Here is a 15,354-nt window from a genome sequence, read left to right on the forward strand (position 1 = left end):
ATGCAGTTCAGCGACGCCGAACTGACTGCGATCTGGCTCAGCCTGAAGGTCGCCACGGTCGCGACCCTGGCCAGCCTGCCGTTCGGCATCGCCCTGGGCTGGTTGCTGGCGCGGGTGCGGTTTCCCGGCAAACTGCTGCTCGACACCGTGCTGCACCTGCCGTTGGTGCTGCCGCCGGTGGTGACCGGCTACGCCCTGCTGGTCCTGCTCGGCTCGCAGGGACCGCTCGGCCGTTGGCTGTACGAACACTGGGGCCTGAGCTTCGCGTTCCGCTGGACCGGCGCCGCGCTGGCCAGCGCGATCATGGGCTTTCCCCTGCTGGTCCGAGCGATCCGGCTGTCGATCGAAGCGGTCGACCGGCGCCTGGAGCAGGCGGCCTCGACCCTGGGCGCGAATCCTTGGCGGGTATTCTTCGGCGTGACCCTGCCGCTGGCCTGGCCGGGCGTGTTGGCCGGCGCGGTGCTGTCCTTCGCCAAGGCGCTGGGCGAGTTCGGCGCGACCATCACCTTCGTCTCGAACATCCCCGGCGAAACCCAGACCCTGTCTTCGGCGATCTACGGCCTGATGCAGGTGCCCGACGGCGAAGCCGGCGTGCTGCGCCTGGCCGCGGTCGCGGTGGCCATATCCTTCGCCGCGGTGCTGGCCTCGGAATGGCTGGTGCAGCGCCAGCGCGCGAGCGCGCAGCGATGAGCGCCGCGCCGACCTTCCTGCTCGAACTGGAACTGCGCCGCGGCGATTTCCTGCGCCGGGTCGAGATCCGCAGCGAGCAGCGGGTGATCGCCGTGATCGGCGAATCCGGCGCCGGCAAGACCTCGCTGCTGCACGCCATCGCCGGCCTGCTGCGGCCGGCGCGCGGCCGGATCGAGATCGCCGGCCGCTGCCTGTTCGACAGCGCCGCGCGCGTCGACCTGCCGGCGCACCGGCGCCGGATCGGCTACGTGTTCCAGGACGCGCGCCTGTTTCCGCACCTGGACGTGCGCCGCAACCTGCTCTACGGCTGGCGCGGCGAGGCCCGGCGCGAGGCCCGGAGCGAGCCCCGTTTCGAGTTCGACGCCATCGTCGAGCTGCTCGGCATCGGCGCCCTGCTCGGCCGCGGCACCGCCGGCCTGTCCGGCGGCGAGACCCAGCGCGTCGCGCTGGGCCGCGCCCTGCTGTCGCAGCCGCGCATCCTGCTGCTCGACGAACCGCTGTCGATGCTGGACATGGACCGCCGCGACGAGCTGCTGCCGTATCTGCAGCGGGTCCGCGACGAGACCGCGCTGCCGATGATCTACGTCAGCCATTACCCGGACGAAGTGCGGCGCATCGCCGACGAAGCGCACCGCATCGGCTGAGCCCCGCCGCCGCGCTATGCTGCGGATCGGTTTCCCCGAGCGATGCCTGATGCGTCTTCTGAGCGCCGCCTGCCTGGGCCTGCTGTCGATCGCCGCCAGCGCCTGCCAGACCACCGCCCCCGCGACCGGCGGCGAGTTCCTGCCGCGCCAGCTGAACCTCGCGGGCAGAACCTACCGCTACCAGGTGTTCGTCCCTGCCCCGCACCTGCGCCAGGGCCGGCCCGCGGTGGTGCTGTTCCTCAACGGGTCCGGCGAACGCGGCGACGACGGCGCCAGGCAGACCCAGGCCGGCCTGGGGCCCTACCTGCGCCGGCATGCCGCGCAGTTCCCGGCCGTCGTCGTGTTCCCGCAGGCGCCCGACAACACCGAATGGACCCAGGACGCCGGCCCGATCGCGATGGCGGCGCTGGACGCGGCGCTGGGCGAGTTCCGCGGCGACCCGGACCGGGTCTACCTGACCGGCATGTCGATGGGCGGCTACGGCACCTGGGAGCTGGCCCTGCAGCATCCGCAGCGCTTCGCCGCCCTGGTGCCGGTCTGCGGCGGCATCACCGTCGACTGGACCGATGCGCGCCCGGGCATGCGCGCGCACAGCGTCGCCGATGCCGCCGACCCGTTCGCCGCGGCCGCGCAGCGCCTGCGCGAGGTGCCGGTCTGGATCTTCCACGGCGGCAAGGACGATGTGGTGCCGCCGGCGCAATCGCGGCGCATGGACGCGGCGCTGAAAGCGGCCGGCGCGCGCGAGGCGCGCTATACCGAATTCGCCGAGGCCAACCACAACAGCTGGGACGCCGCCTACGCCTACGCGCCGATGTGGCGTTGGCTGTTCGCCCAGCGCCGCGGCCGCTGAAGCGCGTCCGCTGCGGCGCTTACCGCGCCGCGGTCATCCGCACGTCCAGTTCCAGCCGCTGCCCGGGGCCGGCGGCCGCAGCGTCCTCCTGCACCACCCGGCCGCTGCCGCCGCTCTGCATCGCCAGCCGCGGCTGGCCGACCAACGCGCCGTCGCGCAGCAGGCTCATCTTCAGCCACACGGTGTCGTCGTCGGATTCGGGATAGACGGCCTTGTCCGCGCCGACCGTGGCCACGCCGTCGATGCGCCAATGCGCCCCATCCTCGAACATCGTCGCCGAGAACGGCCGGCCGGCCGCTTCGACGATCGTGAAACGGCTTTCGCGGCCGCCGCTGCGGGCGACGAACTCCATCGTCACCGAGCCGGCCGGCGCGGCCAGCGCGGCGGCTTGCGGCGCCGATTGCGCGGCCCAGGCGGCCGCGGCGCTGCCGCCGGTCAGGGCCGCGACCAGCAACAGGCCGAGGTGGCGCCAACGCGGCGCGACTGCGGGGTGCTTCAACATGTCGATTCTCTCCAGCAAGGGATGGGGCGGACCCCAATGGCAACCCAGCGGCGTGGACTGCGCCGCGAGCTGTGTGACGAGCATCGCCTGCGCATAGGCGCGCCGCGCGCGCGGGTGGCGCGCCAGCACGCGCGCATCGCAGGCCAGTTCCTGGTCTTCGCGCAACCGCGCGGCGGCGAGGTGCAGCAAGGGGTTGAACCACAGCAGGCAAGCCACGGCGGCGACGGCCGCGTTGACCCACAGGTCGCCGCGGGCGATGTGCACGCGCTCGTGGCGCAGCATCAGCGCGCGCTGGCGGCGGTCGTAGCGTTCGGCGAAATCGGCCGGCACGACGATCCGCGGGCGCAGCAGGCCGAACGCCGCCGGCAGGCCGACGCCGGCCTGGGCGCGCCACAGCCCGCGGCCGAGCGGCACAAGAGGGCCTAGCGCGCGATCAAAACGACGCTGGCGCCGAAAGGTCCGCAGCGCCGCGATCGACGCACCGGACAGCCACAGCGCCAGCAACCAGCCGGCCGCATCCGCATCGCCCGCGGCAAGCTGCGCGGCCGGGGTCGCGGCCCAGTCCGGCATCGCCCCGGGCATCGGCGACCACACCAGCGCCGCGGGCGCCGGTATCGGCCATAGCGGCGCCAGCAACGCCGCCGGCAGCGCCAGCCAGGCGGCGTAGGCGACGCCGGCGCCGCAGCGGCGGCGCAACGGCCGGCGCAAGGCCAGCACCAGCAGGCTCGCCGCACCGCCGCTGCAGGCGGCGACGATCAAGCCATGCAGCAGATCGAACCGGGTCATGATCGAAACCGACTACCGCGACGCGGCCGGGGCGGGCCCGGCGGCTGTCGCGCGGCGCGGCCCGGCGCTGAGCACGAAACGCACCTGGTCCCGGTGGTACTGCGCGCTCCAGCCCGATGCGTCCTGCAGGGCCAGGAACGCGTGCCGCGCGCTGACGCCCTGCAGATCGGCGCTGAGCCGTTTGCGGCTGTCGTCGAGCACCTCCGGATTGCTCAACCGCAGGCCGGCCTGCGCCGCGATCCGCTGCGCGAATCCGCGCTCGCTGAGCAGGCCCTGGGCGGCGATCGTGATCCGCCGCTCTTGCGGCGCCGTTGCCGGTTGCGCCGCCCAGGCCGCGAACGCGGACACGGTGCCGCACAAGATCAGCGCGCACGCGCCGAAGCGGACCCGGCCCGCGCCGGGCAAGGGATGTTTGAGCATGGCGATTCTCTCCGCGATCGGGTGGGTGGACGCCCACGAACAGGCCCAGGGCGCGGGGCCGGCGCGCAAGGCGCTCTTCAACATGGCTTCGCCGTAGCTGCGCCGCGCGTTCGGATGACGGCGCAGCACGCGCGCGTCGCAGGCCAATTCCTGGTCGGCGCGGAAGCGGCCGACGGCGTAGTGCAACATCGGGTTGAACCAGTACAGGCAGGACAGCAGGGCGACGAAGGCATTGAGGTGCAGGTCGCCGCGGACGATGTGGCTGCGTTCGTGGGCGCGGATCAGGCGGCGCTCGGCGGCGCTGTAGCGTTGCTCGAAATCGCCCGGCACCACGATCCTGGGCCGCAGCAGACCGATCGCCGCCGGCAGGCCGCGATCGCGCTGCGCCCGATACAGGCCGTCCGGCTGCCGCTGCAAGGCGCCCAGGCCGCGCTGGAAGCGCCATTGCCGCCACAGCGTCAGCAGGGCCGTCGCGACGGCGCCGATCGCCCACACCGGCCCCGCCAGCGCCCAGGCCTGCGCCGCCGCGGCCGGCGCCGCATCGACCAGGCCCAAGGCGGCGGCCGGCGCCGCCGCGACCAGGGAGAGCGTTCCCGCGGCCGGTCGCGGCGCGGCCGGCAGCAGCACCGCGAGCGTCGCCGCCGGCACGATCGCCCACGCCGCATAGGCCACGCCGGCGCCGAACCAGCGCCGCAGCGGCAGGCGCAACGCCAGGACCACGGCGAGGCCCAGACTCATCGCCAGTGCGGTCTCGGCCAACAGTCGCAAGGTATCAATGGAATTCATGACGGAATTCATGATCGAAGTCCTCCCCTGGTGCGGCTCGGCGCGACGACGGATCGATCCGCTCTCGCATCGGGGTTCGTGCGTCGTGGCGCGTGCGGCGGCGGTCGCGCGATCAGCGCGCCGCGCCCTCGCGGTAGAACACCACCGAGTTGGAAGCCGGCGCCTGCGGGCGCTCGCCGGCGACGAAGCGCACCCGGTCGCCGTCGATCTTCGCCTCCAGCCCGGTCTGCATCCGCAGCAGGGCGAAGGCCATCCGCGCATCGACCCGGCGCAGCTGCGCTGCGTTCACCGCGACCGCGTCGCTGAGCAGTTCCGGGTTGTCGATGCGCAGTCCGGCCAGTTGCGCGACGCGGTCGGCGTACTGGCGCTGGCTCATCTGCCCGGTCTCCAGGTCGAAGCGGCGTTCGCCGGGGGCGGAGGCGGGTTGCGCGGCCCAGGCGCCGAAGCCGGTGGCGGCGGCGAGTGCGATCAAAACGACGGCGCCGAAGCGCAGGCGGACGGCGGTGGGGGCGGTACGGTTGAGCATGGCGATGCGTTCCTTGAGCGGATGCGAGGAGGACCACGTGCAGGCCAACGGCGAGGACCCGCCGCGCAGGGCGGCTTTGAGCAAGGCCTCGGCGTAGCTGCGCCGCGCCGTGGGAAGGCGGCGCAGCACGCGCTGGTCGCAGGCCAGTTCCTGGTCGCTGCGGAAAGCGCGGGCGGCGTAATGCAACAACGGGTTGAACCAGTACAGGCACGACAACAGCAACCAGGCGGCGTTGGCGTACAGATCGCCGCGGGCGATGTGGATCCTTTCGTGCAGCGCGATCAGCCGGCGCTGGCGCGCGTCGTAGCGCCGTTCGAAGTCCCGCGGCAGCACCACTTTCGGCCGCAACAGGCCCATCGCCGCGGGCAGGCCGTAGTCGCTCTGCGCCTGCACGCTGCCGTCGGCGCGCGGCCGCAGCCGGCCCAGGCGCCGCTCGAACCGACGTTGCTGGCGCCAGGCGCGCGCCGCCATCGCCACGGCGCCGGCCAGCCACAGCAGGCTCAGCGCGACCCACGCGGTGCCGGTCGGCCCCGGCGGCGCGATCGGCGCCGACGCCATCGGCGCGCCGGCCGCGACCAGCCACTGCGCCGGCGCGTCGGGGCGGGGCGCGGCCGGCAGCAGCACCGCCGCGGTCGCCAGCGGCGGCAGCCACCAGGCGGCGTAGGCCGTGCCGGCGCCGAACGCGCGCCGCAAAGGCCGGCGCAGGGCCAGCACCAGCGCCGCCGCCGCGCTCATCGCCACGGTGGTCTCGGCCAGCAGGCCGAGCAGCTCAGCGGCGCTCATCGTCGATCTCGTCAAGCAGCTTGCGCAGCTCGGCGATGTCCTTGCGGCTGAGCTTGCGCTGTTCGCTGAAGTGCGCGACCAGGGGCGCGACGCGACCGCCGAACAGCCGCTCGAGCAGGCCCTGGCTCTCCTCCATGACCCAGTCCTCGCGCTTGAGCAGGGGCGCATAGAGGTACCGCCGCCCGTCCTTCTCGGCGCGGATCGCGCCCTTGTTCAACAAGCGGTTGAGCAGGGTCTTGACCGTGGCTTCCTGCCAGGACTGGTTGCCGGCCAAAGCCGCCACCACCTCCTCGGCGCTGAGCGGGTGGCGTTGCCACAGCACGTCCATGACCACGGATTCGGCTTCGCTGATCTGCATCGTTTACATCCGTATTTTTTCATCAGATTACACCTGTAAACGAAGTTTGCAAGCGCCCGGATGCGCGGATTGAGATACTGGTCGCATGAACCGACCCGCGCGCTTTGACCGCCTCGACGACGCCGTCGACTTCCTCTACGACCGCGTCGACGGCCCGCTGCACCTGGGCGCCCCGCTCGGCCTGGGCAAGCCGCACCGGCTGCTCAACGCGATCTACGGCCGCGCCGAACGCGACAGCACGCGGCCGCTGCACCTGTACACCGCGCTGTCGCTGGACCCGCCCGGCGGCGGCCGCGGCCTGGAAGGCCGGTTCGTGGCGCCGTTCGCGCAGCGTCACTTCGGCGCCGACTTTCCGCGCCTGCGCTATGTCGAGGCGCTCAAGCGCAACGCGCTGCCGGCGCACATCGAGATCGAGGAGTTCTATCTGCAATCCGGCGCGCTGTTGAACGCCGCCGCCAGCCAGCGCCGCTACGCCAGCCTCAACTACACCCACGTCGCCCGCGCCCTGGCCGACCGCGGCGTCAACGCCGTGGTGCAGAAGGTCGCCGCCGATCCCGCCGGCGGCGCGCGCCTGTCGCTGTCGTGCAATACCGACCTGACCTTCGACGCGGTCGACGCGATCGTCGCGCGCGGCCTGCCGCGGCCGCTGCTGATCGCCGAGATCGACCCGCAACTGCCCTGGCTCGGCGGCAGCGCCGCGGTCGACGCGGATTTCTTCGATGCGGTGGTGCTGCCGCCGCCGCCCTACCCCGCCCTGTTCGGCCTGCCGCGCCAGCCGGTGTCCGACGCCGACTATGCGATCGGTTTCTACGCCAGCACCCTGGTGCGCGACGGCGGCACTCTGCAGATCGGCATCGGCACCCTGGCCGATGCGCTGTGCCACGCGCTGGTGCTGCGGCATACCGACAACGCGGCGTATCTGCGGGTGGTGCGGGCGCTGGGGATCGAGGTTGCGGAAACGAAGGCGCCGCTCGGACACGCGGCTTCTTTGCAGGGTGACCTGGCCGCAGACCGTAACGCGAAGGCGCCGGTTGCGCCGCTCGGACACGCGGCTTCTTTGCAGGGTGACCTGGCCGGAGACCGTAACGCGAAGGCGCCGGTTGCGCCGCTCGGACCGTTTGACGCTGGGCTTTTTGGCTGTTCCGAGATGATCAACGAAGGTTTTCGTCGCTTGGTCGAAGTCGGCGTGATCAAACGCAAAGTCGTCGACGACCTGGAGTTGATGCGGCGCCTTCACGACGGCACGGCGAATGCGGACGACCGCGCACGGCTGGAACGCGAGGGCGAGTTCCTGCAGGGCGGCTTCTACCTGGGCTCGCCGGACTTCTACGCCTGGTTGCGCGATCTGCCCGAAGCGCAGCGCCACGGCATCGGCATGCGCCGGATCAGCGAGGTCAACGAACTCTACGGCGGCAACGAAACCCTGGAGCGCCTGCAGCGCCGCGATGCGCGTTTCTTCAACAGTTGCATGATGGCGACCGCGCTCGGCGCGGCGGTGTCGGATACGCTCGACGACGGCCGGGTGGTGTCGGGCGTCGGCGGCCAGTACAACTTCGTCGCCATGGCCCACGCCCTGCCCGACGCGCGCTCGGTGCTGATGCTGCGGGCGACCCGCGAAAGCGCCGGCCAGGTCCGTTCCAACCTGGTCTGGAACTACGCCCAGACCACGATCCCGCGCCATCTGCGCGACGTCTACGTCACCGAGTACGGCATCGCCGACCTGCGCGGCAAGACCGACGAGGACTGCATCCAGGCCATGGCCGCGGTGGCCGAAGCCGGCGCCGGCGTCGCCCTGCGCCTGACCGCGATCGATCACGGCAAGTTGCCGCCGCACGCTCCGCAGCCCCACCGAAACAACACCGCGCAACGGCTGGGCGCGACCCTGGCGCCGTTCCGCGCCGACGGCAGCCTGCCCGATTACCCGCTAGGCAGCGATTTCAGCCCGGTCGAACGGCGGCTGGTCAAGGCACTGGGCTGGCTGAAGGCCAACACCGCGACGCGCGCGGCCAAGCTGCGCACCGTGTTGCGCGCGCTGACGGTCGTGACCGGGGCCGACGACGAGGCGATGCAGCGCATGGGCCTGCAGGCCCCGCGCAGCATCGGCGAGCGGCTCGAAGCGCGCTTGTTGCGGCTGGGCTTGCGCGAAAGCGCCGGCGCTTGAGGCCGATCAGGCCTGGCCAACCGCCGCCTGCGCCTGCAGCGCGCGCGCCTGCCGGCGGTCGCGCAGGCGCGCGAACAGGCGGTGACCGAGGCGGATGCCGGGCTTCTCGATCCAGCGATAGGTCAGCCATGCGGCCGGCACGGTCAAGGCCAGGCTCAGGGCCAGGCAGGCGGCATAGGCCGCGCCCGGCGGAAGTTCGGCATAGCAGCGGGCGAACATGCCGTACAGGCGCGAGACCAGGAACGGGTGCACCAGGTACAGCGAGTAGCTGATCGTGCCGAGGAAACAGGTCAAGCGGTTGACCAACAGGCGGTTGCTCGCCAACAGCAGGCCCAGCAGCAGCAGGCCGTAACCCAGCGACGCCAGGTACCAATCGCCGCCGATCACCGGAATCGGCGCCAGCACGCCGTAGAACAGGGCGCCCAGGCCGGCCAGGCCCGCCAACGACAAAGACGCTCCCAGCGCCAGCCGGCGCCGGGCCGGCGCCTCGCGCAAGCGCAGCCACAACTCGAACAGCAGGCAACCCAGCACGAATACCGGCAGTTGCCGGATCAACCCGAACGACCCGCCGAAATGGGCGATCGGCGCCGGCAGCCCGGTCGCCGCCCACCACGCCAGCGCGAAACTGGCCGCCAGCAACGCCGACTGCCGCCACAGGCCGCGCACGCCTAGCGCGATCAAGGGAAACATCGCGTAGAACAGCATTTCCACGCCGATGGTCCAACTGCCCATGACGATGCCGCTCTGCCACGGCGCCGACAGCCCGAACAGCAGCGAGTAGTTCCAGGCCACTTCCTCGACGCCGCGCAGCGGCACCGCGCGCAACTGGTCCTTGGCCACCATCAACGTCAGCAGCGCCAGCATCAGCGGCGCGATCCGCGCCAGCCGGCTCAGATAGAAACTGCGCAACGGCAGTCCGCTGGCGGCGTGGCGCGGCCAGGTCAGGCACAGCGAGAACGCGCTCATGACGAAGAACAGGGCGACGCCGCTGCCGCCCATGCCGACCAGGGGCGCGATCGCGCCCGGCAGGACCAGGTCGGGCTCGGGCATGGCCATGACGTGATAGACGATCACGTACAGCGCCGCCAGGCCGCGCAAGGCGTCCAGTTGCGGCAGGCGTTGCGGGGATTCGGCGGGTACGGACATGCGCGGCGGGCTCGGTGGCGGCCCGACGCCTCGCGCCGGCGCCCTGGGCGGACGCGCGCGCCAATCGGCCGCTCGCTGAAGAGAACGGGCGATTCTAGAAACGAAAACGCGCCACGGTAGCGGCCGTGGCGCGCATTTTTACAAAACCGCCGAAACGCCCGATCGGGCAAATCGCGGCGCGCGGGCCCGGCTCGCCGGACCCGCCTGCGAGCGGGCTCAGCCCAGCCGCTTGACCGCCTCGACCACGCGCTCGACGGTGAAGCCGAAGTGCGGGAACAGGGCTTCGGCCGGCGCCGACGCGCCGAAGGTGTCGATGCCGATCACCGCGCCGTCCAGGCCGACGTACTTGCGCCAGAAGTCGCTGACGCCCGCTTCGATCGCGACCCGCTTGCGCAGCGCGTTGGGCAGCACCGACTCGCGGTACTCGGCCGGCTGGCGGTCGAACACGTCGCTGGACGGCATCGACACCACCCGCACCTTGAGGCCTTCGGCGCTCAGGCGCTCGGCCGCCTGGGTGGCCAGACCGACTTCCGAGCCGGTGGCGATCAGGATCGCGTCCGCCGCGCCGTCGCTGTCGCGCAGCACGTAGCCGCCGCGCGCGATCTGCGCGACCTGCTCGTCGTTGCGCGGCTGATGCGGCAGGTTCTGGCGCGAGAAGATCAGGCAGCTCGGACCGTCCTGGCGTTCGATCGCCGCACGCCAGGACACCGCGGATTCGACCGCGTCGCAGGGACGCCAGACGTCGTTGTCGGGGATGTAGCGCAGCGAGGCCAGGTGCTCGATCGGTTGGTGGGTCGGGCCGTCCTCGCCCAGGCCGATCGAGTCGTGGGTGTAGACGTGGATCGCGTGCGCGCCCATCAGCGCGCTCATCCGCACCGCGTTGCGGGCGTAGTCGCTGAACACCAGGAAGGTGGCGTCGTAGGGGATGAAGCCGCCGTGCAGTTGCAGGCCGTTGCCGATCGCGGTCATCGCGAACTCGCGCACGCCGTAGTAGATGTAGTTGGCGTTCGGATCGGCGCTGGCGACCGACTTGCTGCCCTTCCACAGGGTCAGGTTGGAGTGGGCCAGGTCGGCCGAGCCGCCGACCAGTTCCGGCAGCAGCGGGGCGAAGGCTTCGATCGCCATCTGCGAGGCCTTGCGCGAGGCCACGGTCGGGCCGTCGGCCTGCAGCTTGGCGATGTAGGCGTCGGCCTGGGCGCGGAAGTCCTGCGGCAGCTCGCCGGCGGTGCGGCGGCTCAGTTCGGCGGCTTCGGCCGGGAACTGCGCGGCATAGGCGGCGTAGGCGCGGTTCCACTCGTCTTCGCGGCTCTGGCCGGCGGCGCGCGAGCGCCAGCCGTCGTAGATCGCCTCGGGGATCTCGAACTCGGCGTGCGGCCAGTTCAGCGCGGCGCGGGTGGCGACGATCTCGTCCTTGCCCAGCGGCGCGCCGTGCGAGGACTCCTTGCCGGCCTTGGCCGGCGAGCCGAAGCCGATGGTGGTGCGGCAGCAGATCAGGGTCGGCTTGTCGCCGTGCTTGAGCGCGGTGTCGATCGCGGTCTTGATCTCGACCGCGTCGTGGCCGTCGACGTTGCGGATCACGCGCCAGCCGTAGGCCTCGAAGCGGGTCGGGGTGTCGTCGGTGAACCAGCCGTCGGTGTTGCCGTCGATCGAGATCTTGTTGTCGTCCCAGAACGCGACCAGCTTGCCCAGGCCCCAGGTGCCGGCCAGCGAGGCGGCTTCGTGCGAGATGCCTTCCATCAGGCAGCCGTCGCCCATGAACACCCAGGTGCGGTGGTCGACGACGTCATGGCCTTCGCGGTTGAAGCGCTGGGCGAGCAGCTTCTCCGCCAGGGCCATGCCGACCGCGTTGGCGAAGCCCTGGCCGAGCGGGCCGGTGGTGGTCTCCACGCCCGGGGTCATGAAATTCTCGGGATGGCCCGGGGTCTTGGAATCGAGCTGGCGGAAGCGCTTGAGCTCGTCGATCGACAGGTCGTAGCCGGCCAGGTGCAGCAGCGCGTACTGCAGCATCGAGCCGTGGCCGTTGGACAGCACGAAGCGGTCGCGGTTGGGCCACTTGGGGTTGTTCGGGTTGTGGCTCAGGTAGTCGTTCCACAGCACTTCGGCGATGTCGGCCATGCCCATCGGCATGCCGGGGTGGCCGGAGTTGGCGGCCTGCACCGCGTCGATGGCGAGGAAACGGATGGCGTTGGCGAGGTCGCGGCGGCTGGGCGTCGTCATTGGGCTTGGGCGGCTGAGGCTGGGAGGCGGAACTGGAAGGCCGGTCCCGCGGCGGAGCGCGGGTCGGGGAGCGGCGAAGAGCGGCCATTGTCCCATCCCGGGCCCGCCCTGTCGCCCCAAACCCTGGGCCGGACCGGCGCGGCGCCGGCCCAGGCGCCGCCGCGCCCGCCCGCGAACGGCCGGCGGCCAGCATCGGCAACGCACGGCCGCGCGAGGGCCGGCAAGCCGGCTCCAGCCCGGCGCCGCCCGGGCGGCCCAAACGCGACGGCCCGCCAAGCGGCGGGCCGTCGCGGGACGGGAACGGCGGCGCGGCTCAGTCGCCGAGCTGCTCCGCCGGCGGGTCGTTGACCCCGCGCGAGACCATCGAGGCGATGGCGATGTCGCCGGTGACGTTGAGCGTGGTCCGGCACATGTCGAGAAAATGATTGACGCCGAGGATCAGGCCGATGCCTTCCGGCGGCACCTTGACCATGGCGCAGATCATCGCCACCACCGGCAGCGAGCCGGAGGGCACGCCGGCGGTGCCGATGCCGCCGAGGATGCAGACCAGCATCACCATCACCTGCTGGCCCAGGCTCAGGTCGACGCCGAAGAACTGGGCCAGGAAGATCACCGTGACGCCCTCGAACAGCGCGGTGCCGTTCTGGTTGGCGGTGGCGCCGACGGTCAGCACGAAGCGCGACACCCGCCGCGGCAGCTTGAGTTCGTCCTCGGCCACGCGCAGCGCGGTCGGCAGGGTCGCGTTGCTGGACGCGGTCGAGAACGCCAGCACCATCGCTTCCTGCACGCCCTTGAAGAACGCGGCCGGCGAACGCCCGCCGATGAACTTCAGCGCCAGCGAATAGACCACGAACAGATGGATCGCCAGCGCCGCGACCACCACCGCGACGTACTTGGCCAGCTTGAACAGCAGGTCCCAGCCGAACGCCGAGGCCAGGTTGAACATGAAGCAGAACACCGCGTACGGGGCCAGCTTGATGACCAGGCCGATCAGGGTGATGGAGATGTCGAACAGGCCCTGGATGCCCTCGCGCAGGGTGTCCACGGCCTGGGAACGGGTCAGCACCATGCCCACGCCGATCATCAGGGCGAAGAACATCACCGCCAGGATGGCGTCGCTGGCCGCGGCCTGGATCACGTTGCTGGGCACGATCGAGACCAGCATCTGGATGCCCTTGGGCGCGTCGGCGCTGCCCTTGACGATGCTCTGCGCGCGCTCGGCGTTCTCGCTCATCAGCTGCTGGGCCAGGGCCGGATCAACCCCGGCGCCGGGCTGGAACAGGTTGACCATCAGCAGGCCCAGCACCACCGCCAGCGAAGACATCAGGATGGTCAGGCCGAGGGTGCGCCAGCCGACCCGGCCGAAGGCGCGGATGTCGCCCATCTCGCTGACGCCCATGACCAGGGCCGAGAACAGCAGCGGGATCACCAGCATGAAGATCAGGCGCAGGAAGATCTCGCCGGCGGGGCCAGTGACGGTTTCGGTGAGCAACTTGAGCAGCGGCCGGCACTGCCAGATCTGCTCGGCGCCGGCGACCGCCGGCACGCAGGTCTGACCGCCGAGCTGGGCCCAGGTGAGGCTGTTGAGGCCGAGGCCGTAGACGATCAGGCCCAGGGTGAGGCCGGCCAGGAAGCCGATCGCCATCTTCCAGTGCAGCGGGAGCGACTTGCGCGCGTTCAGGGTTTCGCTCATGAATCCGGCCCGGCCAAAACAGCCGGCAGGATACACCAGGGCCGGCGGGCGCCCGCCGCGGCGGCCGGGCCCGGCTCAGGCCCCGCGGCGCGGCGGGTACAGCGGCGCCAGCGGCGAGTCGGGCTGGGCCTCGCGCGCGCGCCAGCGCGGCCCGCGGGCGAAGGCGTCGCGCAGCAACGCCCGCGCGGCGACGCCGTCGCCGCCGCCCCAGCGCGCCCGACGCAGGGCCTGCACCGCCTCGCGCTGGAGCGGATCGGCCAGGCGTTCGACCAACTCGTCGTCGTCGGCCGCCGGCGGCGTGGCGCTGGCACGCAGCGCCGCGGCGATCTGCTCGAAGTCGCCGCGGTCGAGCAGTTCGCGCAACGCCGCCGACGGCCGCGCGCTAGCGTTCGGCGCGGCACTCGATGCGCCGCCCGGCGCGCTGCTGGCTGCGGCCGCAACGCCCGGCAGCGCCGGATGCGCGCGCAGATGCAACGCCCACAACAGGGTCGCCAGCCACAGTGCGGCGAAGAAGAACGCCGCCAGGGCCCACAGCTTGCCGCCGGCCACGCCGCCGCCTTCGCTCGCGGTCGCCAGGGCGCCGGCGGTGGCGCCGTCGGCGACCGGGGCGGTGCTGCGCGGCGCCGCCCCGGGCGCGGCCGCCGCAGCGGCGCCGGCGAGCACGTTCCAAGTCAGCGGCGGCAGGCTCGCGCTGCGCGCCTGGCCGGCGCCGACATCCCACCAGTCCAGGCGCACGCCATCCAGGCGCACCGCGCCGGCGCGCGCCGGCACCAGCGAGAACTTGCGCGTCAACACCACCCTGGGCCGGCCGTCGACGAAGCTTTCGTCGGCCTGCACCGGCTCGGGAAACACCTGCACCCCGTCGATCGGCGGCAATTGCAGTTCCGGCAGTTGCGCCGCGCCGGCGCCGTCGACCCGCGCTTCCAGCACCAGGCTGGCGGCGCTGCCGGCGCGCAGTTCCTGCGGCGCGGTGCGGTAGCGCAGGCTCAGCGCGCGCAGCGGCAGCCACGGCTGCGGCGCGTTGGCCGGCAGCGCCTGCACCTCGAGCGTGCGCGGGCGGGTACGGGCGCGCTGCTCGTCGCCGCTGCCGCCCATCATCTGGTCGAGCATGCCGGGCGCGCTGCGCCCTTCGAACACCGCCGGCGGCACGGTCAGCGCGCCGCTGCGCTCGGGCACCAGCAGGAAACGGCGCTCGACCACGGTATAGCGGCGGCCGGCGAGGTCGCGGCTGTACTGGGCGTCGTCGCCGACCCGCATCAGCGAAGCGCCGTCGGGCGCGGGCTGGTCGATCTTGCCCGACAGCAACGGCACCGCCGCGTACAACCGCACCACCCAGCCCACGGCCTGCTGCACGTAAGGGCTGAGATCGTCGCCCTCGCTTTCGATGAACACGTCCGCACCGGCGCCCTGCGGGGTGCCGCCGGCGTCGGCCACGACCTCCAGCTGCAGCGGCTTGGTGCGCTGGCCGGCGACCGACAGCGGCGGGATCTCGATCCGCCCGCTGCGCCGCGGCGCCAACGCCACCGCGTACAGACTGCGCACCGCCACCCCGCCCTGGCCGGGCACGACCTGGCTGTTGCTGGTGCTGCCGGTGACTTCGAAATCGGCGTGCAGCGGGGTGTAGTCGGGACGGCCGCCGACCGAGCCGACCAGTTCGATGTTGAGGGTGACGGTCTCGCCGGTGCGGATGCGCTCGCGGTCGAGCCAGGCGCGCGGTTGCGCCAACGCGCCCGCGCTGAGCAGGGCCAACAGCAGCCACAGTCCGAATTGGGCCAGCTTTCGCCTCATCGCC

The 15,354-nt window shown here is 72.1% G+C and carries 12 protein-coding genes; 4 read left to right on the forward strand and 8 right to left on the reverse strand.

Annotated features, from left to right (window positions below; genetic code table 11):
- The 3 genes from modB to AC3A57_RS20565 are packed head-to-tail and all read left to right on the forward strand — an operon-like array spanning position 1 to position 2,184.
- Entirely contained in the window at positions 1-690 is a 690-nt protein-coding gene (gene modB / locus AC3A57_RS20555) for a molybdate ABC transporter permease subunit (protein ID WP_487580602.1), read from the forward strand.
- Positions 687-1,334, forward strand: coding sequence for an ATP-binding cassette domain-containing protein (locus AC3A57_RS20560; protein WP_487580603.1), 648 nt, complete (start codon positions 687-689; stop codon positions 1,332-1,334). Before modB ends, AC3A57_RS20560 begins: the two co-directional genes overlap by 4 nt.
- 49 nt (positions 1,335-1,383) lie before the next feature.
- Positions 1,384-2,184: a carboxylesterase family protein gene (locus AC3A57_RS20565; RefSeq protein WP_487580604.1), complete on the forward strand. Its 801-nt coding sequence runs from the start codon at positions 1,384-1,386 to the stop codon at positions 2,182-2,184.
- A gap of 19 nt (positions 2,185-2,203) precedes the next feature.
- Here the strand turns inward: AC3A57_RS20565 and AC3A57_RS20570 are convergent, their stop codons facing one another.
- The 4 genes from AC3A57_RS20570 to AC3A57_RS20585 all read right to left on the reverse strand — a co-directional run bounded on the left by AC3A57_RS20570 (position 2,204) and on the right by AC3A57_RS20585 (position 6,345).
- Complete coding sequence (locus AC3A57_RS20570) at positions 2,204-3,472, reverse strand: M56 family metallopeptidase (RefSeq protein WP_487580605.1); 1,269 nt, start codon at positions 3,470-3,472, stop codon at positions 2,204-2,206.
- Positions 3,473-3,484: 12 nt separating this feature from the next.
- Complete coding sequence (locus tag AC3A57_RS20575; RefSeq protein ID WP_487580606.1) at positions 3,485-4,678, reverse strand: M56 family metallopeptidase; 1,194 nt, start codon at positions 4,676-4,678, stop codon at positions 3,485-3,487.
- Between the two features lie 112 nt (positions 4,679-4,790).
- Positions 4,791-5,987, reverse strand: coding sequence for a M56 family metallopeptidase (locus tag AC3A57_RS20580; RefSeq protein WP_487580607.1), 1,197 nt, complete (start codon positions 5,985-5,987; stop codon positions 4,791-4,793).
- Positions 5,974-6,345: a BlaI/MecI/CopY family transcriptional regulator gene (locus AC3A57_RS20585; protein WP_487580608.1), complete on the reverse strand. Its 372-nt coding sequence runs from the start codon at positions 6,343-6,345 to the stop codon at positions 5,974-5,976. Before AC3A57_RS20585 ends, AC3A57_RS20580 begins: the two co-directional genes overlap by 14 nt.
- An 85-nt stretch (positions 6,346-6,430) precedes the next feature.
- Here AC3A57_RS20585 and AC3A57_RS20590 point away from each other — a divergent pair, with 85 nt between their 5' ends.
- Complete coding sequence (locus AC3A57_RS20590) at positions 6,431-8,506, forward strand: acetyl-CoA hydrolase/transferase C-terminal domain-containing protein (RefSeq protein WP_487580609.1); 2,076 nt, start codon at positions 6,431-6,433, stop codon at positions 8,504-8,506.
- Positions 8,507-8,512: 6 nt separating this feature from the next.
- On the opposite strand, the gene AC3A57_RS20595 is transcribed toward AC3A57_RS20590, so the two are convergent.
- From AC3A57_RS20595 to AC3A57_RS20610, 4 genes are all read right to left on the reverse strand, one after another.
- Positions 8,513-9,652: an acyltransferase family protein gene (locus AC3A57_RS20595; RefSeq protein WP_487580610.1), complete on the reverse strand. Its 1,140-nt coding sequence runs from the start codon at positions 9,650-9,652 to the stop codon at positions 8,513-8,515.
- Between the two features lie 216 nt (positions 9,653-9,868).
- Positions 9,869-11,869, reverse strand: a complete 2,001-nt coding sequence (tkt, locus tag AC3A57_RS20600) for a transketolase (RefSeq protein WP_487580611.1) — start codon at positions 11,867-11,869, stop codon at positions 9,869-9,871.
- Positions 11,870-12,182: 313 nt separating this feature from the next.
- The gene (locus AC3A57_RS20605) at positions 12,183-13,562 is read right to left on the reverse strand and encodes a dicarboxylate/amino acid:cation symporter (RefSeq protein WP_487580612.1); all 1,380 of its coding nucleotides are present in this window, start codon (positions 13,560-13,562) and stop codon (positions 12,183-12,185) included.
- A 75-nt stretch (positions 13,563-13,637) separates the two neighbouring features.
- Positions 13,638-15,350, reverse strand: coding sequence for a BatD family protein (locus tag AC3A57_RS20610; protein WP_487580613.1), 1,713 nt, complete (start codon positions 15,348-15,350; stop codon positions 13,638-13,640).
- Positions 15,351-15,354: the final 4 nt, after the last annotated feature.

The sequence above is a fragment of the Lysobacter sp. Soil_C_15 genome (assembly GCF_057657315.1).